The sequence below is a fragment of the Propionicimonas paludicola genome (assembly GCF_002563675.1).
In the GTDB taxonomy this organism is placed as follows: Bacteria; Actinomycetota; Actinomycetes; order Propionibacteriales; family Propionibacteriaceae; genus Propionicimonas; species Propionicimonas paludicola.
On record NZ_PDJC01000001.1, the window covers coordinates 2,792,392 to 2,811,242 of the forward strand.

Genomic DNA, 18,851 nt, shown 5'->3' on the forward strand with positions numbered 1-18,851 from the left:
AGGCCGCCCGCCCCACGGCTGCGATCACCTCATGCCGAAGGCGCCGCATACCCCATGAAGGTCTTCGTCGACGCCGGCGGCCAGCAGGACAACGTCGGTGATTCGGTGCTGCGCCGGGCCTACTTGGACGCCCTGCGACACGTCGGTGAGCTGCACGTGCTGGTGAACGTACCCCCCGACTATCAGGCCGGGCTGCACGCGCAATCCGGTGACCGGCTGTACACAGATCCGAAGGCCTGGCTACGGGCGGCCCGCGCCAGCGTGCTGCGCGAGCGGATCTGCCTGGCCTACAACTCCGGCGAGTTGCGGATCTCTGAGCGGGCGGCGAGCGGAGGACCGACGGCAGAGCAGGTGGTCGCCTGGCTGAACCGGATCCGGGGTGGTCTGGTGGTGATGGCCGGGAACAGCGTCCGCCCCGGTTTCGCCATGACCAGCACCTTCGGCCCGGGCAACGCGCGTACCGCCACCCTGGTGTCCTGGCGCGAGCAGTGGTCGGCCGACCAGGTGGGTCGCGGTGCGGTGAACCCGGACTGGGCCTTCGCCCTCGGCAGCCCCGCCGAACTCCTGCGCTCACCCGGTGAGCGTCGGCTGGTCACCGTCACCATGCGCGGCGACCGGCCGGCACCGCCCCCGGAGTGGTACGACCAGGTGACCACGCTCGCCTCCGAGCGGGGCTGCCGGCTGCAGGTGGTGGTCCAGGTGCGGCGCGATGGCCAACGGGCCGCGGAACTGGCCGCAGGGCTCGGCGCCGACCTGCTCGACTGGCCGGCCACGGAGAGTCTCCGCAGCCGAGAGGCCCGCCTGCGGCATTACTACCGCGACAGCCTTGCGGTGATCAGCGACCGGGCCCACGCGCTGATCATCGGGATGACCGAGGGGGCCGTCCCGATCGGGGTGACCACCTCGTCCCCGGAGAAGATCCGGCGACTTTTCGGTGTGGTCAGCACGCTGCCGATCGCCCCGGACGAGGCCGGCGACGACCCGCGGCGCTGGCAACTCCTGCTCGACTCTCGGCCCCAGCTGGCTGCCGACCTGGCCGCTGCCCGCGCGCAGCTGGACGTCCTGCGTGGACATCTGCTCGCCGCGGCGAGCTGACCGCTCCTAGCTCCAGTCCAGGATCACCTTGCCGCACTCGCCGCTGCGCGCGGTGGCGAAGGCCTGTGCCCAGTCCTGCGCGGCGAAGCGGTGGGTGATCACCGAGCGAATGGCATCGGCAAGGACGGACGAACTGGCCAGCATCGAACTCATCAGGTACCAGGTCTCGAACATCTCGCGTCCGTAGATGCCCTTGATGGTGATCATGTGGGTGATCACCCGTCCCCAGTCGATCGGGTAGGGATCCTTCGGCAGGCCGAGCATGGCCACCTTGGCGCCGTGGTTCAGGTTGGCCAGCATCTCGGTGACCGCGCTGGGCGCGCCGGACATCTCCAGCCCGATGTCGAAGCCCTCCCGCATGCCCAGGTCGCGCTGGGCGTCGGCGATTCGGGTGCTGCCGACGTTCACGCACAGGTCGGCGCCGGCCGCCTTGGCCAGGCCCAGCCGGTAATCGCTGAGGTCGCTAACCACGACGTGCTTGGCTCCGGCGTGCCGGACGATGGCCGCGGCCATCACCCCGATCGGCCCGGCTCCGGTGATCAGGACGTCCTCGCCGACCACCGGCCACTGCAGCGCGGTGTGGGTGGCGTTGCCCAGCGGATCGAAGATGGCACCCAGGTCCGGGTCGATGGCCTCGGGCTGGCGCCACAGGTTGGTGGCCGGGATCACCACGTAATCGGCGAAGGCGCCGTTGGTGTTCACCCCGAGGCCGACGGTGTTGATGCAGACGTGGCGGCGTCCGGCCCGGCAGTTGCGGCAGTTCCCGCAGACGATGTGACCCTCGCCGGAGGCCCGGTCGCCGACCGCCACTCCGGTGACGTCCGCCCCGACCTCGACCACCTCGCCGTAGAACTCGTGGCCGATGGTCAGCGGCGCCCGGACGGTACTGGCCGCCCAGTCGTCCCACGCCTCCAAGTGCAGGTCGGTACCGCACAGCCCGGCCCGCAGCACCCGCAGCTTCACCTGGCCCGGTCCGCACACCGGCTCGGGAACCTCGACCAACTCCAGCCCCGGCCCGGGGGCCGTCTTCACCAATGCCCGCATTGACGCTCCTGTTCTGGGCTCACGCTATCGCCATCGAAGCCCCGGTTCGATCCGCGGCGGAGCCGTCCCCGCGATGCCACCCGTAAAGGACGCGTAAAGGTTCGCCGGGTGGGCGCAAAGGTTGCGTCAAGGATGGACGGGGCCCGCCGCTGACGGGAGTTTGCTGGTCTGGTGACTATTGGATTCCGCGCCCCGAAGCGGCTGCTGGTCGGCAACCCGATGCGCTCGGCACAGATGCACGAGACGCTCCTGCCGAAGCGGCTGGCTCTGCCGGTCTACTGCTCCGACCCGATCTCGTCCAACGCCTACGCCACCCAGGAGATCCTGCTGGTGCTGGCCCTGGGCGGTGCCTCGGCCGTCCTGATCACCCCGTGGGTGGCCCTGGTGGTGGTCGGCCTGCTGGCGCTGGTGACGCTGTCCTATCGGCAGACCTGCTACGCCTACCCGGACGGCGGTGGCGCCTACGCGGTCAGCAAGGCCAACCTCGGACGGACCGCCTCGCTGATCGCCGCCTCGGCGCTGATGGTCGACTACGTGATGACGGTGGCCGTGTCGATCGCGGCCAGTGTGGAGAACCTGGTCTCGGCCTTCCCGGAGCTGCACACCTACACCGTCGAGCTGTGCGTCGGCTTCATCGTGGTGCTGATGCTGATGAACCTGCGCGGCGTCCGCGAGTCCGGGACGGTGTTCGCGATCCCCACCTACGGCTTCATCGTCAGCGTCTTCGTGATGCTGGGAGCCGGCTTCTGGCAGATGCTGCAGGGGCACGCCCCGGTCGCCGAGTCGGCCGCCTTCGGCTTCACCGGGCTGACCCCGTCCGGGGCTGCCTTGCTGATCCTGCTGCTGCGCGCCTTCGCCTCCGGCTGTACCTCGCTGACCGGCGTCGAGGCGGTCTCCAACGGGGTGCCGACCTTCCGCTCACCGAAGAGCCACAATGCCGCACTCACCCTGATCGCCATGGCCGTGCTGAGCATCACCATGATGGTGGGGCTGTCCTTCCTGGCCACCAGCGCCGGCGTGCACATCGCCGACAGCCCCAGCCATGAGCTCAGCGGAGTGCCCGAAGGCTACGTCCAGCGGACGGTGCTGGCCCAGCTCGCCTCGGCCATCTTCGGCAACAACAGCTTCGGCTTCTTCGCCGTCCAGGGCTTCACCACGCTGATCCTGGCCCTGGCCGCGAACACCGCCTTCAACGGGTTCCCGATCCTGGGTTCGATCCTGGCCGAGGACCGGTTCCTGCCCAAGCAGCTGACCCGCCGCGGCGACCGGCTGGTGTTCAGCAACGGCATCGTGATCCTGGCCACCACGGCCGCCGCGCTGATCGTGATCTTCGGCGGCTCGGTGACCAAGCTGATCCAGCTGTACATCCTGGGCGTCTTCGTCTCGTTCACCCTGAGCCAGCTGGGCATGGTCATCTACTGGCGGCGTCAGGCCCGCGAGCACGGCTGGACGCCCGCGCACATCACTTCGGCCATCATCAACGCCGTCGGAGCTCTGGCCACTGCCGTGGTGCTGGTGATCGTGCTGATCACCAAGTTCACCCACGGCGCCTACCTGGTGGTGATCGCCATGCCGCTGCTGGTGTTCCTGATGTTCCGGATCCACCGGCACTACCAGCGGGTGTCCCGCCAGCTGCAGCCCCGGGCGGCCGGAATCATCCTGCCGAGCCGGATCCACGCCGTGGTGCTGATCAGCCAGCTGAACGAGCCGTCGCTGAAGGCGCTGGCCTTCGCTCGGGCGATCCACCCGTCCACGATCACGGCGCTGCGGGTGGACACCAACCCGGCGCGCACCGCCAAGCTGATCGAGGACTGGGCTGCCCGCGACATTCCGGTGCCGCTGAGCATCGTCACCTCCGACTATCGGGATCTGGTCGAGCCAGTGCTCAGCTACCTCGACCGGATCCACATCGGCCCGCGCGACGTCGTCCAGGTGTTCATTCCCGAGTACGTGGTCGGGCACTGGTGGGAGGCCATCCTGCACAACCAGAGCGCGCTGCGGCTGAAGACCCGGCTGCTGTTCATGCCCGGGGTGATGGTGACCAGCGTGCCGTACCAGCTGAAGTCGGCCGAGCCGTACCGGCTGAGCCCGCCGGGGGCCGGTGCCGAGCCGCCGGCCCGACCGCCGCAGCCGGAACCGGGGACGTCCCCGCGCCCGCAGAGCGCTGCACAGGGCACTCGTGAGGAGAATCTGGCAAGCTCTGTGAGGTGAGCCAGCAGTTGGGCGAGGCTGGCACCACCGGACCTCGACTGTCCGGGAGGCGCCGGCTGTACGGGCTCGCGGTGGCCGCGATCGGCGCACCGCTGCTGACCGCTTGCCTGATCGGGATCCGCGACGACCTGCGACTGGACACCGTCCTGCTGCTGTTCGTGCTGGTTGCGGTGGCCGCTTCGGCGGTCGGCGGGGTGATCCCGGCCGTGGCCGCCTCCCTGCTCAGCCTGGGCATGGCCAACTTCTTCTTCACCCCGCCCTACGGCTCGTTGTGGGTGCAGAACCCCAGTGAGCTGGTCGACCTCGTGGTGTTCGCGGCCGTGGCGATCGGAGTCGGGATCGGCACCGAGGCGTCCGCCCGGGCCACCGGACGGGCCGAGCGCGGCCGGATCGAAGCGGCCTGGCTGACCGGGCTTGCAAACCGGGCCACCCGTCCGGATTCGGTCGAACGCGCCTTGTCGGAGGCCCGCACGGTCTACGGCGCGAACCGGGCCGCGCTGCTCGAGGACGACCGGGTGCTGGCCTCCTCCGGCGAGGCCGGGCCGGATGACCAACAGCTCAGTGTGGATGCCGGCGGCGGCCGTCGGCTCGAACTCAGCGGCCCGGAGCGGATCGGCCAGGACCGCAGCCTGCTGGACGCCCTGGCCCAGACCACCGGACGGCTCTGGCAGGCGCAACGGCTGGCCGAGCAGGCCCGCCGCGCCGAAGAGCTAGCCAAGGTGGACGAACTGCGAGCCAGCCTGCTGGCCGCCGTCGGCCACGACCTGCGCAACCCGCTGGCCGCGATCACCGCGGCCGCCTCGACCCTGGAACAGACCGACATCGAGCTCACCGAGGCCGATCGCGCCGAGCTGCTGGCCGCCATCTCCGAGCACGCCGGACGGCTGAACTCGATCATCTCCAATCTGCTGGACGCCAGCCGGCTGCAAGCCGGCGCGCTGTCGGTGCATCCGGCGCCGACCGACCTGCTGGACGTCCTGGCCGGGGTGATCGCCCCGGGACGCAGCTGGATCACCCTCGACCTGCCCGAGGACCTGCCGCTGCTATCGGCCGACGCCGGCCTGCTGGAGCGGGTCCTGGCGAACCTGATCGACAACGCCGGACGGCATGGCCACGAGGCCGAGGTGCAGGTCAGCGCGGCCATCGAGAACGGTCGCGGAGTGATCCGGGTGATCGACCACGGCCCCGGGGTGGCGCCGCAGCGGCTGACCGAGATCTTCGCCCCGTTCCAGCACTTCGGCGACCGGGTGACCAATGGCGTCGGCCTGGGCCTGGCGATCGCCAAGGGCTTCACCGAGGCCATGGGCGGCACTCTGGTGGCCTCACCCACCCGCGGTGGCGGCCTGACCATGACCGTGACTCTCGAGGTGGCCTGATGCCGCGGCTCCTGATCGTCGAGGATGAGCCGGCGCTACGCCGGGCGCTGACCATCAACCTGACCGCCCGCCACTACCAGGTCGAGGCGGTGCCGGACGGCTCCACGGCGTTGCGAGCGGCCGCCGCCGCCCCGCCGGATCTGGCCATCGTCGATCTGGGGCTGCCCGATCTGGACGGCGTGGACGTGATCCGCGGCCTGCGCGGCTGGACCCAGATCCCGATCATCGTGCTGTCCGCCCGGGACGCCCAGGCCGAGAAGGTGCGGGCCCTGGACGCCGGCGCCGACGACTACGTCACCAAGCCGTTCGGGATGGACGAGTTGGTGGCCCGGATCCGGGCCGCGCTGCGGCGCACCGACGGCGCTGAGGTGGTGGCTCCGATCGTCCGGACCGCCAGCTTCGAGATCGATCTGGCCGCCAAGCGGGCCAGCCGGAACGGGGCCCCGGTGCGGCTGACCCCGACCGAGTGGCATCTGGTCGAGATCCTGGTCCGTCGACCCGGCACCCTGGTGCCGAGCAGCCAGCTGCTGGCCGAAGTGTGGGGTCCCGGCTATGCCAAGGAGACCAACTACCTGCGGGTGTACTTCGCCGGGCTGCGTCGCAAGCTGGAGGCCGATCCGGCGCACCCGGCACATTTCATCACCGAGCCGGGAGTCGGCTACCGCTTCGAGCCGTGACCGAGAAACAACGACGGGCGCCCGGACCAGGTCCGGACGCCCGCCTGCGAACAAGCTCTGTTTGGGGAGCCGAGCTCAGTTCGCAACTCGGAACCCGATGACGTCGCAAGCCGCCACTCGCAACAGCCACCATCAGCTCCGAGAGCCATGTATTCAAAGCCAGTCCCCCTAAGCAGCGGCAACCGACTTTGTCCCCCCAACGTGAAAGTGAACACCACATCCTCAGATGCTGACAACTGTCACCCACCATCCGAGCGCAAGTTGTCCGCAACCTGTCAGTTCTGATCCCCGAAAAAGGGGCTTCTCCCCTCGCGCGACGCCGGATCGGAGTTGCCGCAGAACAGTGCCTGCCTTCCGGATCCGGCGTCGCTGACGCGGTCTCCCCTCGCACCTGGGGCTCCCCTGCCCGATACCGATGGGTGATCACGATTACCCCGCCAGGTACGACTTCACGCTGCCAGATCAGGTCGCACATCGGCCATTCCCGAGCTAACCTTTATCAAGACTCAGCCATCAACCGTTGACCCTGATCAATCGGAATTCTGTAGTCCGACCGGCCGGCGATCAACGAGTAAATCCAAAGACGGAGCAGATGATCACCGAGAACGCCGCCAGCGCGCACGCCTTGCGAAGCTTGCGGCTCTTGCTCGAGGCCTACGCGAGCGCCGAGTTGCCGCAGTGGGAGTTGTTCGCCAGCAACGTCCGGCTGTTCCGGCTGGACCAGGGTGCGACCCTGTTCTCCGCCGGCGAGGTGCACCCCTACCTCTACTTCGTCCAGAGCGGGCTGTTCAAGGCTCAGCTGCGGCTCCCGGACGGACGGCTGACCACCGTCTTCTTCCCCGAGGAGGGCGACTTCGTGGCGCCGCTGAGCGCGATGGGCGCCGAAGGCATCCGTCGAGTGGTTTCCCGTGGCCTGCACCCACGGGCGGACACTCTGCGCTCTGTGGTCGACCAGCAGAGCCTGCACACCCTGATCGCCGTCGAGCCCAGCCTGGTGCTGCGGGTCTCCTTCCGGGTGGTCGAACATCTCACCGCCCAGCACCTGCAGTGGTCGCGCCTGCTCGGCATGCTGGCCCTGATGCACGCCACCACCTTGCAGGTGGACGTCGGCTGGCTGCGCAGCACCCCCGAACAGCGGTACCGCGCACTGCTGGCCGAGCAGCCCGGCCTGGTGCAGCGGGTCACCCAGCGCGACCTGGCCGGCTTCCTGGGCATCACCGATGTCGCGCTGAGCCGGATCGCCAAGCGGGTCCGGGCCGACGAGCAACCCCCGGAAACGCCCTCGAGTCCGGCGACCGCCTCCTAGCCGCGCTGCCGGTAGACCTTTCCGGGCCGGGTCTGTCCGAGAAGATCGTCCAGAGAGACGAACACATAGCCCTTAGCCCGGAGCTTGGTGATGATCGGCCCGATCGCCTTGCGGGTGGTCGGGTAGAGGTCGTGGCTGAGGATGATCGCCCCGGGACGGGCCGCGCCGACGACGCGCTTGATCACCGACGTGGTGTCACGCACCTTCCAGTCCTCCGGGTCGATGCTCCAGTCGACCACGGCCAGACCGCGGCTCTTGGCGGCCTTCTTCACGGCGGCGTTGACGTTGCCGTAGGGCGGACGGACGTAGCGCGGCTGGACGCCGGTGAGCTTGCGGATCGCCCGATTGGTCTTGTCGAGTTCGGTCCGCATTCCGGCCGGGCTCAGCTTCCAGAACCACGGATGGCTCCAGGAGTGGTTGCCGATGGTGTGGCCCTCGGCAGCCATCCGGCGCAGCACTCCGCGGTAGTGGCCGACCTGGCGTCCGACAACGAAGAATGTGGCCGGCGCCTTCAGAGCGGCCAGCTGGTCGAGAATCCGCGCGGTCTGCGGGCTGGGCCCGTCGTCCAGAGTCAACGCAATGCACTTGTGCTTGCGGCAGTCCACCTTCGGCAACGATGAGCCCGAGCCTGGCTGCGGCGCACCGGCCAGCGGCGGCTGCGGGGCGCCATCCACCGGAGGAATCGGCCGACCGACCTCACCGGGCAGGACGGCGGCCTGAGCGGCCAGCAAGCTGTCCAGGACGGGGGTGGTTGCGGAGGGCTGCGGCGCTGCCGACACGACCTGGGTCTGCGATCGCGCAATCGGCGCCTGAACTCCGAGAAGCAGCGAACTCACGACACCAACGACCAGCAGACCTATCCTCACCCAGCCACCATAGGCGCTGATCAGCGCAGCTCAACCGCCGCCCCGGCGCGTCGGCGAACCGTTGCTACCCGCTCGGAGTGTTGGTCGGGTCAGCGGTCGGGGTCGGGGTCGGCTGCGGCGCCGTAGGCGAGGCGGTCGGCGTCGGGGACGGGTCGGGCGGGGTCGGCGTGGCCGGCATGGTGGCGGTGTGGGTGACCGTCACGGTCGGAGTCGGCGTCGGCGAGTCGGACGGCACCGTGGTCGAAGGAGAGGCGCTCGGCTTGGGCGGACGGACGACCTGGCCCACGGTGGTTCCGGAGCCGCCGTCGAAGGCGCGGCCCAGGCCCAGCTCGATCAGGCTGACCGCCGCGATGGCCAGGACGAAGATGGCCACCGTGCTGATCGCCACCATTCCCCAGACGCCGATCCGGCGCCGGGGACGCCCGGCCGGAGCCTCGGGAACGGCGGGCAGATCCACCAAGGTGTCGCCGGCATCCTCGGCCGGAAGCAGCAGGGCCTGATCCTCCGGGGACACCTCGGGCTGGACCACGACGGCCCGGCGCTGGGAGATCACGGTACTGACCTTGCGGTGAGTCCGATCCAGGCCCGCGCTGTACAGAGTTCCGGCGATGCCACCGACCAGGCTGGCCACCGCTGCGCCCACGATGGTGCCGGCCACTCCGAGTTGGGCGCCGATTGCGGCCGCGGTGGCCGCGGCCAGCGCCCCGCCGGCCAGCTGGGGCAGCGAGAAGGTCAGTTCGATCGGCTCGCGGCGCGGCTTGCCGTTGGCCTGGCTATCGGTCTTGCTCTGGTCCACCTGTTCAACCTCCAGCTTCCGAGGTTAGCCCGGGCGATCCAATCCTCAGTCGATGCCGACCTGATCGGCGATCAGCCGGGCGATCTCCCGGGCCGCCTGCGGCCTTGCCGCGCGGGCACTGGCCGCGGACGCTGCCTCCCGCGCCGCGGGATCGTCCACCCACGTGCGCAGGGCTTCGACGACCTCGGCCGGGTGCGGGGCCCAGACCCCGGCCTGCAACTGCTCGACGTAGGTGACATTGCCGTCCTCCTGGCCGGGCAGCCGGGAGTACAAGACCAGCGGCAGCTTGGAGATGAAGGCCTCGCTGATCGTCCCGGGGCCGGCCTTGGTGACCAGCATGTCGGCGGCGGCCATGAACTGCGGCATCTCGGTGGTGAACCCGTACATGTGCGCCGGGATCTTCCAGTCGATGGCCTCCAGGTCGGCTTTCAGTTCGGCGTTGCGGCCACACACCACCACCAGGGACGCGTTGAGCTCGGCGTCATTGATGGCTTTGGCCACTCGCTTCAGCGGGCCCATCCCGTCCCCGCCACCGACCAGCAGGATCACCGGACGGTCGTTGCCCCAGCCACGCTCGTCCCGCCAGCCGGCCCGGTCGACCAGCGGCTGGTTGAACCGCTCGGCCACGGGCAGCCCGATCACTCGCAGGTTGCCCTCCGGGATGCCGTAGCCGATGGCCTTGGCCTTGGCCTGCTCGGTGCCGACCACGACCAGGTCGGATCGCCGATCGAACCAGAAGGCATGGGTGGACACCAGATCGGTCACCACGGTGATGTAGGGACGCGGCGAGTCCTTCATCGCCCGCGCCAAAGTGGTGTTGACCAGGGGATGCACCGAGACGATCAGGTCGGCCGGGTTGTCCCGAATCAGCCGCTGAGCGGCCCGGCGGACGTAGGGGTAGGCGATCTGATTGACCGCGTCGGAGCGGGCCCGTCCGTCCGATGCCTTGAAGGAGAAGCCCCAGGCTTGCGGCAGCCGCGAGATCGGCGGGTACATCTCCGGCGCGTAACTCAGCGGACGCGGGTAGTACTCGCGGAAGAAGTCGACCATCTTCGGCTCGAACCGGCCGGGGAACTCCAGCTCCAGCGCCTCGATCATCGCCTCGGTGGCCGAGCGATGCCCGCCGCCGGTGTCAGAGAACAGGAACAAGATCCGCTTCTTGGCCTCAACGGCCGTGCCGGGCTCGTCCATGCGCCCTCCCTTCGCTGCCAAGAGCATGGCATACCGGGACGCGGTCGCGCCCCGGTATGGGTGCCAGCGACATCAGCCCTTGATGCGAACGTTCGCGTTCAGGTTGGGCAGCTCGATGAAGGTCCGGCCCGGCGCCATCTTCAGCGGCGTGCCGTCCTCGAGGGTGAACTGGAAGACCTCGTTCACCGCGCCCTTGGTCCAGGTGCCCTGGACGTACTTCCCGCCCGCGGCGTAGAAGAAGGTGCCGGTGGTGTTGATGATCTCGTGGATCGGCTCGAGGTGGCCGGTGAACGAGATCTTGCCGGCGGTGTTGATCTTGCCGAAGACCTGCTTGGCCCGGATCACCAGGACGTTGTCGCACCACACCCGCTGGCCGTCGGACTGGACGTGCTTACCCCACGGCATGCTGCGCAGGTAGCGCTTGTCCTTCGCGCTCCAGGAGTAGCTCATCGAGTAGGTGTCGCCCTTCTTCCAGGGCACGGTGATGGACGTGGCCGGCTTGCCGTTGAGGGTGCTCACCTCGTCGTCGGTGGCCGCCCACGGGAAGTAGTTCTGCTGCGGGCCGTCGGTGAACTTGTTGGCCAGCTTGGCCAGAGCGGCCGGGTGGCAGACCACGGCGCGGTCGTAGTAGGTCGTGCCCTGCCACTTGCGGACCCGCTTGGGGTCGATCGAGAAAGCGCCGGTGCCCTTGGTGGTCATGTACTGCTTCTTGCTGATCAGGTACTGGCCGAATGAGCCGAGGTACTTGATCACCCACGGGAAGGCGCCGGTGCTGCCGATGATCGCGGTCATCGGGCTGAGCATCGGGACGTCCACCGGACGCATCGAGCGAACCGGGGCCACGTTCTTGGCGTAGGTGGTGTGGTAGACCGGCACCAGCCGGGTGCTGGTCTGGCCGACGACGGCCGGGTAGCCGTCCATCTGCACATAGACGATGTCGGCATCGTTGATGCCGTCCTGCGGGTGCTCGTTCTTGTTGTCGGGAACCTTCACGGCCACGACGATCTTCTTGGCATCGTCCGGGTTCTCCAGCGGCTTGCCGGTCAGCGGCCAGCGCGGAGTGGTGTCGACCGGTGCAGTCGGAGTGGAACTCGGCGTCCCCGGAGCGGCACCGGTGCCCGTTGCGGACGGTGCGGGGTTCGGCTTCGGCTGATCCACGGCGCAGCCGACAACGACCGCTCCTACGACTCCGGCGGTGCCCAGCAGGGCGGCGCGACGGCTAACCGGTTCCATTACTTCCTCCAGATCAGAACAGGCCCGCCGGTGAGGCCGCGCGGTGCACTCGCCCCATGGTAGAACCGCCACCGACACCCGGCGGCCAAGGCTTGGCTTTCGGGTGCCGGAGAATGGCCGAGAACTGGCCGTTGACCTACCCAGGAGCGGTTCCGCAGCTCCCGGCCGAGGGTGGGCTAGACCTCGTAGTCGACGCAGACCCGCTCGGTGCGGACCTTGGCGATCAGCCCGGCCACGGCCTGGTGATCGGGGTGGACGGCGTAGGCGCGCAGCGCCTCGACCGAGTCGAACTCGGAGTACAGGACCAGGTCGTAGTCGTGCTCGAGTTCGTCCGGGATCACCGGCTCGAGCTTCCGCAGGCCGGGCACCAGCCCGTCCAGCGCGGCGAGCCGATCGCGAACGATCTGCAGGTTCGTTACCTTGTCGGCGCCTTCGGCCTGGTCAGCGAAGCGCCACATCACGATGTGCTTGATCACGGCCGGAAGCCTAGCCGGATCACCCTTCCGGGTCGCGGCCGCTATCTCAGTTCGCGCAGCCAGCCGGCAGTGGTCACCGGCTCCCGCTGGCCGCCGACGTGGACCACCTGGTCGCCGTCGCGGGTCAGCTGGGTGCGGTAGCCGTCCAACGCGGCCCGGACGGCACCGCGCCGCTGCGGGTAGTCGTAGCCAACCGCACCCGCGGGGGCCGGACCGGTGCCGAACTCGCCGCACCGAATACCGGCCAGCGACGCGGCGCGGCCGGCGATCAGATGGCAGGCCACGTGGTCGGGGTGGCCGTAGCCGCCGTCGACGGCGTAGCTGAGCAGCAGGTCGGCGCGCCACTGGATCAGCAGGGCGGCCAGATCGGCCGCGGGCTCGTCCGTCCCGGCCAGGGCGAGGCTGGACGGCTCGGCATCGGCGGCCGGACCGGCCACCCCCGGACGGACCCAGGCCATCCCGGAGTCGCGGTACTCCCGCGGCGGGCGTCCGGGCGTCCGGGCCGGCGCGGTGCCCAGGAAGCAGTGCTCGGCCACCCCGAGGGCGGCCAGCGCGGAGGCCAGCTCGGCCTGCCGAACCGTGGTCAGCTGCGCGGGCGTCGTCGAGGTCGGCAGCACGCCGGGGACGATCTCGCCCCGCTCGCCGCGAGTGGCGGTCACCACCAGCACCGGGTTGGTGCCGACCAACTCGGCCACCAGCGCCCCGGTGGCCAGCGTCTCATCGTCGGGGTGGGCGTGCAGGAGAGCCACTCGGACGCCCGGCGCGATCCTCATGGCCGGCTCACCGCTCGACAAGTTCGGCGTACAGCGCCGCAAGCCGATGCGCCGACCAGCGCCATTCGAAGCGCCGCGCATGCACCCTGGCCACGGTGCCCATCCGGTCCAGCAGACCGGGCTCGGTCAGCAGCCGGCGCAGCGCTCGTCCCCAGTCCTCGGGCTCGCGGGAATCCATCAGCTGGCCGGTCTCGCCGTGGGCCACCGCCTCGCGCAGGCCACCGGCTGCCGCGGCGATCACCGGAGTGCCACTGGCTGCGGCCTCCAGAGCCACCAGCCCGAAGGTCTCCGAGTGGGACGGCACCAGGACCACCCGCGCCGAGCGCATCAGCTCGGCCAGGGCCGGACGCGGCTGCGGCCCGATGAAGTGGACCAGCCCGTCCAGACCGAGCCGGGCGACCAGGTCGTGCAGTTCGGCGTCGTAGCTGGCGAAATCCGGCGAGGTGTCGCCGGCCACCAGCAGATGCGGACGCAGTTCCGGCTCCAGCTCGGCCAGCGCGCGAATCGCCAAGTCCGGGCCCTTCAACGGCTGGAACCGGGCCGCGAACAGCAGGAAGCCGCGCTCGACGAAGTCCGGCCCGGCGTCCTCGGGAAGCCAGCGGGGCTCGCCGGCAGCCAGCGGCCGGAACAGCTCCTGGTCGACCCCGGGAGAGACGATGTGCACCTGCTGCGGCACGGCTCCGCAGCGCTCGATCACGGTCCGCGCCTCGGCCGCGGAGATGGCCACCACGGCGTCCGACTCGGCCGCGACCAGCACCTCGCCGGGGATCCGGCGCGGCGACTCGGGCGGCTCCCCGGCGGCCAGCTCCGAGCCGGGCAGCGCGGCCACCGAGTGATAGCTCTGCACGTGCGGGACGCCCCAGGCCCGGGCCACCGGCAGCGCAGCCACTCCGGACATCCAGTGGTGCGAGTGGACGATGGAGGCTGGCGCCAGCCGGGCCAGGTTGGCCGAGAACTCGTCGAGGTGATCGTCGATCCGGCTCTTCGGCAGCACCGTGGGCGGACCGGCGTCCAGGTGGTGCAAGGTGACGCCGGGGAACAGCTCCCGCTCGTCCGGTTCGTCCGGGGCGGCGCGGCGGGTGACCAGCCGGACCCGGTGGCCGAGTTCGGCCAGTGCCTGCGCCTGGGCGCGCTCGACGACGTTCATTCCACCGGCATCACCAGAGCCCGGCAGGTTCGCCGGCGAGGTGTGCATGGACACGAAGCAGATGTCGAGGGGTGCCGTCACCCGACGAGCATAGGACGCCGTGATCAGCGGCCACCTGACCCGACCACGGAGCGCACGGAGCAGCCGACCCGGGCAGACCGTTCGAAGAACGTATCCCTGAGCCCTACGCCGAAACCCACCCGCACCCGAGCGCCCGGCCCGGCCACGGAGTTCGAGAATGGTCTGCCCGGCCCTGCCGGATCACGTCAGCAGCCGGGCGAGCTCGGCCAGCCCGAGCGCGGGTGACCCGTGCAAAGCAGCGCGGGCAACGGTGGGAGAATGGCGTGATGTCCACTTCACAGCCGGCTCCGGCACTGACCAAACTGACCGGCCCGAAGTGGATCTTCCTCACGATTCTCGGCGGCCTGGGCATGATCGGGCCGTTCTCGATCGACACCATCTTTCCGGCATTCTCCGCCCTGGAGACCGAGTGGGGTGCCTCGGAGTTCGCGCTGCAGCAGATCATCAGCGTCTACCTGCTGTCCTACGCCCTGATGAGCCTGCTGCACGGCCCCCTCTCGGACGCGCTGGGCCGCAAGCCGGTGATTGTGGTCGGGATGATCGTCTACGTGCTGGCCGCGGTCGGTTCGGCGCTCGCCCCGGGACTCGGCGTCCTGCTCTTCTTCCGGGTGATCCAGGGGTTCAGCGCCGGTGCCGGCCAGATCGTCAGCCGAGCCATGGTGCGCGACGTCTTCTCCGACGCCCAGGCCCAGCGGACCATGAGCCAGATCGCCATGATCTTCGCCTTGGCCCCGGCCCTGGCACCGGTGATTGGCGGCCTGCTGCTCGGCGTCGGCAACTGGCGACTGATCTTCTGGTTCCTGGCCGCCTTCGGGGTCGCCATCCTGGCCCTGGTGCTGTTCGCCATGCCGGAGACCCACCCCCGCGAGCGCCGCACCGCCTTCAACGCCCAGGCGCTGCTGGCCGGAGTCTCCGGCGTCTGGCGCAACCGGGACGGACGCCGGCTGGCCTTCGCCGGCATGGCCAACTTCGCCGGCCAGTTCCTCTACATCTCGGCGGCCCAGCTGTTCGTGGTGAAGCTGCTCGGGCTGGGCGCCCAGGACTTCTGGATCCTGTTCGTCCCGCTGATCGGCGGCATGATGATCGGCTCCTGGGTGAACGGACGCATGGCCGGACGGGTCACCGGCGCCCAGCTGGCCAAGGCCGGCTACCTGGTCAGCACCGGCGCCGGCCTGCTGAACCTGACTCTGGCCCTGATCCCGGGCACCCAGGGGCTGCCCTGGGCGATCCTGCCGCTGCCGCTGTACACCTTCGGGGTGGCCCTGACCTTCCCGATCATCACCTTGGCCATGCTCGATCTGTTCCCGACGGCCCGCGGTGCGGCCTCGTCGGTGCAGTCCTTCGTGGCACTGCTGGCCAATGCCGCCATCGCCGGAGTCCTGGCCCCGCTGCTCGGCTTCTCGCTGTGGTCGCTGGCGGCCAGTGCATTGGTCGCCACCCTGGTGGCCTGGTGGCTGTGGCGCGGTCACGTCCGCGGTGCGCTGGTCGAGCCGCACAGTTCGTCCGATGCTGCGGCTTTCGAACCGACCGACGAGTTGTGACCGAAGGCCGACGCCGGTCGGCGTAGCGTTGCGGCCATGATGTCCGCTGCTGCTCCGATCCTGCTCGCCAACGACGACGTACGGCTCGAGTTACTCCCACTGGGAGCCACCATCCGCCGCTTCGAGGTCGCCGTCGATGGCGGCTGGCGCAACATCCTGTTGGGCCACCCGAACCTGGACGACTACACCCATAACCCGGGATACCTGGGGGCGAGCGTCGGCCGCTTCGCGAACCGGCTGGCCAAGTCGCAGTTCAGCCTGGACGGGGTGGACTACCGACTGGTCGCCAATGAAGGGGTCAACCAGCTGCACGGCGGGCCGGACGGTTTCGGCACCCGGTTGTGGGACATCGCTGCCACCGGCGACGACTTCGTCGAGTTCTCGTTGACCAGCGTCGACGGCGACCAGGGCTACCCGGGCGAGGCCACCATCACCGCCCGCTACGAGCTGGTCCCCGGCGGTGCCCAGATCACCTACCGGGCCACCACCGACGCCCCGACCGTGATCAACCTGACCACCCACCCGTACTTCAACCTGGACGGCGAGGGTGCCGGCGACACCAACGGACACCGGCTGTTCGTCCACGCCAGCGCCTACACCCCCAACCACGACGACGGCATTCCCACCGGCGAGATCCGCGACGTGACCGGTTCGGCAGCCGACTTCCGGTCCGGCCCACTGTTCGGGGCGGCCCGGGAACGCGCCGAGGCCGAGGGGATCACCCGCAACGGCGGCTTCGATCACAACTTCGTGGTGGACGGGACCGGCATGCGCGAGCACTGCCGGCTGGTCGGCAGCAATGGGCTGACCCTGACCATCTGCAGCGACCAGGTGGCGATCCAGGTCTACGGCGGCGAGCACTTCGCCGGCGAGCCGGGGACGTCCGGGCGGACTTACCCGCGCCGGGCTGGCGTCGCCCTGGAGACCCAGGGCTTCCCGGACGCACCGAACCACCCGAACTTCCCCAGCGCCGTGCTGCGCCCCGGCGAGGAGTATCTGGCGGTCACGCAGTGGCTGCTGAGCTGAGCTCCGCACCGCCGTCGTCCCTTCTGTCACTCGACACGCCGACGACACGCCGAGTTCGCCGAAACTGTCGGAACTGACCCGCGAAATCCTCTTGCGGAGGGGTGGGCATCGGACTAGAAATGCTCCTACCAAACCACCTCGGTGGGGCGGGGATCGGGAGCAGGAAGTCAGCTTTCCGAGCGAAGTGAAAGCTTCAGTTCGGGCGGCCCGGTGATGCGGGTCGGGTTGGCTGGTAGTTCTTGATCGGTGCCGAGCATCACGACGGTTCCACCTAGAAGGCCCCGGAGACTCATACTCGCCGGGGCCTTCGCCTTTGCCCAGCTATCGGGCAGCCGCAGTGGAGAGCCGGTTCCGACGAGCGATACTGCATCCATGAGCGATGAGACGAACCTGCGCACGGCTTCCCTGACCCGGCTGAGCGCCCGCAGCTACGAAGCCACCAACGTCCGCGGCGGCACCTTGCGCCTGGGCGAGGGCGACACCACCGACTTCACTCCGGTGGAGCTGCTCCTGGTCGCCCTGGCCGGCTGCTCGTCCATCGATGTGGACTACCTGACCGCCCGTCGCGCCGAGCCGACCCAGTTCGACGTTGAGGTGCATGCTGACAAGCTCAGCGACGACGACGGCAATCATCTGGGCCCGGTCGAGGTGACCTTCACGGTCCGCTTCCCGGAGGGTCCCGACGGCGACCGTGCCCGCGAGATGCTGCCGGTGGCCATCGCCAAGTCCCGCGATCGGCTGTGCACGGTCTCGCGGACGGTGCAGCTGCCGACCCCGGTCAGCTTCCAGCAGGCCTGAGCCGACGAACCGCCGGACGCGGCTGCGGCGGGCTCTGGCCGTCCCGCTGCTCACCTGGCTGGCCTCCAACCTGGTGGCCTGGGTCACCGCGGCCCTCAGCGGCCAGGACTACCTGCAACCCAGCGCCCACCAGCGCTGGGACTCGCAGTGGTATCTGTCGATCGCCGAGCACGGCTACGAGTCGTACCGCTGCATCGAGCGGTACTCGTGGTTCCCGGACGTGTGGTGCGGCAACACCGCCTGGTTCCCTGGCTATCCGATGGCGATTCGCCTGGTCAGCGCGCTCGGGCCGACTCCGGAGCTGGCCGGCATCATCGTCAGTGAGGCGAGCCTGCTGGGCGTGATGCTGGTGGTCTGGCAGCTGCTCGGCACCCAACTGAACCGCAACAGCGGACCGGCCATGGCCCTGGCCGCAGTCTTCCCGGGCAGCATCTACTTCCACTCGGTGTTCCCGGTCTCGCTGTGCCTGCTCGGGTTGGCCCTGGTCGTCCTCGGCATCCGTCGGGAATCGTGGCTGATCGCCGGCATCGGCGCCTTCGTGGCCTTCGCCACCCACTTCGTCGGGGTGATCGGCGTGATCGGGGTGGTCGTGTCCCTGGCCTTCGGCTGGCGTGGACGTCCCTGGCCCGGACGGCTCTGGCGGGTAGCGGCCGCCGCCGGCCTGGGCAGCCTGGCCTACCCGTGGATGCTGTGGCTGATGCACGCCGACACCGGCAGCTGGACCATCTACTGGCAACACCAGGCCGACTACGGCAACACCGGCCTGCACAACCCGCTGGAACAGCTCGAGCGGTTCTGGTCGCTGTCCTTCGCCCAATGGCATCCGATCGCCGCCGGCGATCCCTGGCTGGTCGTCCACTCCGTCGACGCCCAGCACCTGCAGCTGGTGGTGAACCTGATCTTCGCGATCCTGGTGGCCGGCACCCTCGGGTGGCGGCTGTGGCGCCGGGACCTGCCCGCCTGGGAGGCCGCGGCGGCCCTGATCGCGCTGGGTGCGCTGGCCGTCCCGGTGATCAGTGGCGCCTGGTCGGCCTGGTATCGCCACGATGCCTTGATGCTGGTGGCGCTACCGGTGCTGCGGCTGCCGCGGTGGGCCTGGGCCGTACTGATTGCGGCCTGCACGGTGCAGGCCATGCTCTTGGGCGCCATGTGGTTCAGCGGGGCTCTGATCTAGTCCGAACCGGGCCGACGATACGGCCCACCGCCCCGACATG

Annotated in this window: 17 protein-coding genes; 9 read left to right on the top strand and 8 right to left on the bottom strand. The window is 69.6% G+C overall.

Translation table 11 applies throughout. From position 1 onward, the window contains the following. The first annotated feature begins 54 nt into the window (after window positions 1-54). Entirely contained in the window at window positions 55-1,095 is a 1,041-nt protein-coding gene (locus tag ATK74_RS12935) for a polysaccharide pyruvyl transferase family protein (protein WP_098461426.1), read from the top strand. A gap of 6 nt (window positions 1,096-1,101) precedes the next feature. Here ATK74_RS12935 and tdh read toward each other — a convergent pair whose 3' ends face one another. Further along, window positions 1,102-2,139: an L-threonine 3-dehydrogenase gene (tdh, locus tag ATK74_RS12940; protein WP_098461427.1), complete on the bottom strand. Its 1,038-nt coding sequence runs from the start codon at window positions 2,137-2,139 to the stop codon at window positions 1,102-1,104. Window positions 2,140-2,310: 171 nt separating this feature from the next. Between tdh and ATK74_RS12945 the strand changes: the two genes are divergently transcribed. From ATK74_RS12945 to ATK74_RS12960, 4 genes are all read left to right on the top strand, one after another. Next, window positions 2,311-4,350, top strand: coding sequence for an APC family permease (locus ATK74_RS12945; protein ID WP_211283378.1), 2,040 nt, complete (start codon window positions 2,311-2,313; stop codon window positions 4,348-4,350). Further along, complete coding sequence (locus tag ATK74_RS12950; protein WP_098461429.1) at window positions 4,347-5,726, top strand: sensor histidine kinase; 1,380 nt, start codon at window positions 4,347-4,349, stop codon at window positions 5,724-5,726. The genes ATK74_RS12945 and ATK74_RS12950 overlap by 4 nt, the downstream gene beginning before the upstream one ends. Next, complete coding sequence (locus ATK74_RS12955; RefSeq protein ID WP_098461430.1) at window positions 5,726-6,403, top strand: response regulator; 678 nt, start codon at window positions 5,726-5,728, stop codon at window positions 6,401-6,403. Before ATK74_RS12950 ends, ATK74_RS12955 begins: the two co-directional genes overlap by 1 nt. A gap of 592 nt (window positions 6,404-6,995) precedes the next feature. Next, window positions 6,996-7,709 carry a Crp/Fnr family transcriptional regulator gene (locus ATK74_RS12960; protein WP_098461431.1) on the top strand — a complete coding sequence of 238 codons (714 nt, stop codon included), beginning with the start codon at window positions 6,996-6,998 and terminating at the stop codon, window positions 7,707-7,709. Here the strand turns inward: ATK74_RS12960 and ATK74_RS12965 are convergent. The 7 genes from ATK74_RS12965 to ATK74_RS12995 form a co-directional block, all read right to left on the bottom strand. Next, on the bottom strand, window positions 7,706-8,575 hold the full coding sequence (locus ATK74_RS12965) for a polysaccharide deacetylase family protein (protein WP_169923856.1): 870 nt from the start codon (window positions 8,573-8,575) through the stop codon (window positions 7,706-7,708). The genes ATK74_RS12960 and ATK74_RS12965 overlap by 4 nt on opposite strands. A gap of 64 nt (window positions 8,576-8,639) precedes the next feature. Beyond that, window positions 8,640-9,371 carry a hypothetical protein gene (locus ATK74_RS12970; protein ID WP_098461433.1) on the bottom strand — a complete coding sequence of 244 codons (732 nt, stop codon included), beginning with the start codon at window positions 9,369-9,371 and terminating at the stop codon, window positions 8,640-8,642. Between the two features lie 45 nt (window positions 9,372-9,416). Next, window positions 9,417-10,562 (bottom strand): MGDG synthase family glycosyltransferase, encoded by a 1,146-nt coding sequence (locus ATK74_RS12975; protein WP_098461434.1) that lies wholly within the window; start codon window positions 10,560-10,562, stop codon window positions 9,417-9,419. Between the two features lie 72 nt (window positions 10,563-10,634). Then, window positions 10,635-11,795, bottom strand: a complete 1,161-nt coding sequence (locus ATK74_RS12980) for a DUF3048 domain-containing protein (protein WP_098461435.1) — start codon at window positions 11,793-11,795, stop codon at window positions 10,635-10,637. 176 nt (window positions 11,796-11,971) lie between these two features. Beyond that, window positions 11,972-12,271, bottom strand: coding sequence for a Dabb family protein (locus tag ATK74_RS12985; protein WP_098461436.1), 300 nt, complete (start codon window positions 12,269-12,271; stop codon window positions 11,972-11,974). A 41-nt stretch (window positions 12,272-12,312) separates the two neighbouring features. Beyond that, window positions 12,313-13,044, bottom strand: a complete 732-nt coding sequence (locus ATK74_RS12990) for a PIG-L family deacetylase (protein WP_169923857.1) — start codon at window positions 13,042-13,044, stop codon at window positions 12,313-12,315. Window positions 13,045-13,051: 7 nt separating this feature from the next. Next, the gene (locus ATK74_RS12995; RefSeq protein ID WP_211283379.1) at window positions 13,052-14,272 is read right to left on the bottom strand and encodes a glycosyltransferase; all 1,221 of its coding nucleotides are present in this window, start codon (window positions 14,270-14,272) and stop codon (window positions 13,052-13,054) included. A 266-nt stretch (window positions 14,273-14,538) separates the two neighbouring features. Here ATK74_RS12995 and ATK74_RS13000 point away from each other — a divergent pair, with 266 nt between their 5' ends. The 4 genes from ATK74_RS13000 (at window position 14,539) to ATK74_RS13015 (ending at window position 18,811) form a co-directional block, all read left to right on the top strand. After that, window positions 14,539-15,813, top strand: a complete 1,275-nt coding sequence (locus ATK74_RS13000; protein WP_098461438.1) for a multidrug effflux MFS transporter — start codon at window positions 14,539-14,541, stop codon at window positions 15,811-15,813. A gap of 36 nt (window positions 15,814-15,849) precedes the next feature. Beyond that, entirely contained in the window at window positions 15,850-16,839 is a 990-nt protein-coding gene (locus ATK74_RS13005; RefSeq protein ID WP_098461439.1) for an aldose epimerase family protein, read from the top strand. 372 nt (window positions 16,840-17,211) lie between these two features. Continuing rightward, window positions 17,212-17,637, top strand: coding sequence for an OsmC family protein (locus ATK74_RS13010; RefSeq protein WP_098461440.1), 426 nt, complete (start codon window positions 17,212-17,214; stop codon window positions 17,635-17,637). Between the two features lie 73 nt (window positions 17,638-17,710). Next, window positions 17,711-18,811, top strand: a complete 1,101-nt coding sequence (locus ATK74_RS13015; protein ID WP_098461441.1) for a hypothetical protein — start codon at window positions 17,711-17,713, stop codon at window positions 18,809-18,811. Window positions 18,812-18,851: the final 40 nt, after the last annotated feature.

What these genes read in the sequence shown, in the direction of transcription:
- ATK74_RS12935 (WP_098461426.1), top strand. Translation starts at nt 55, where the DNA reads ATGAAGGTCTTCGTCGACGCCGGCGGCCAGCAGGACAACGTCGGTGAT.
- tdh (WP_098461427.1), bottom strand. Translation starts at nt 2,139, where the DNA reads ATGCGGGCATTGGTGAAGACGGCCCCCGGGCCGGGGCTGGAGTTGGTC.
- ATK74_RS12955 (WP_098461430.1), top strand. Translation starts at nt 5,726, where the DNA reads ATGCCGCGGCTCCTGATCGTCGAGGATGAGCCGGCGCTACGCCGGGCG.
- ATK74_RS12960 (WP_098461431.1), top strand. Translation starts at nt 6,996, where the DNA reads ATGATCACCGAGAACGCCGCCAGCGCGCACGCCTTGCGAAGCTTGCGG.
- ATK74_RS12975 (WP_098461434.1), bottom strand. Translation starts at nt 10,562, where the DNA reads ATGGACGAGCCCGGCACGGCCGTTGAGGCCAAGAAGCGGATCTTGTTC.
- ATK74_RS12980 (WP_098461435.1), bottom strand. Translation starts at nt 11,795, where the DNA reads ATGGAACCGGTTAGCCGTCGCGCCGCCCTGCTGGGCACCGCCGGAGTC.
- ATK74_RS12990 (WP_169923857.1), bottom strand. Translation starts at nt 13,044, where the DNA reads ATGAGGATCGCGCCGGGCGTCCGAGTGGCTCTCCTGCACGCCCACCCC.
- ATK74_RS13000 (WP_098461438.1), top strand. Translation starts at nt 14,539, where the DNA reads ATGTCCACTTCACAGCCGGCTCCGGCACTGACCAAACTGACCGGCCCG.
- ATK74_RS13005 (WP_098461439.1), top strand. Translation starts at nt 15,850, where the DNA reads ATGATGTCCGCTGCTGCTCCGATCCTGCTCGCCAACGACGACGTACGG.
- ATK74_RS13010 (WP_098461440.1), top strand. Translation starts at nt 17,212, where the DNA reads ATGAGCGATGAGACGAACCTGCGCACGGCTTCCCTGACCCGGCTGAGC.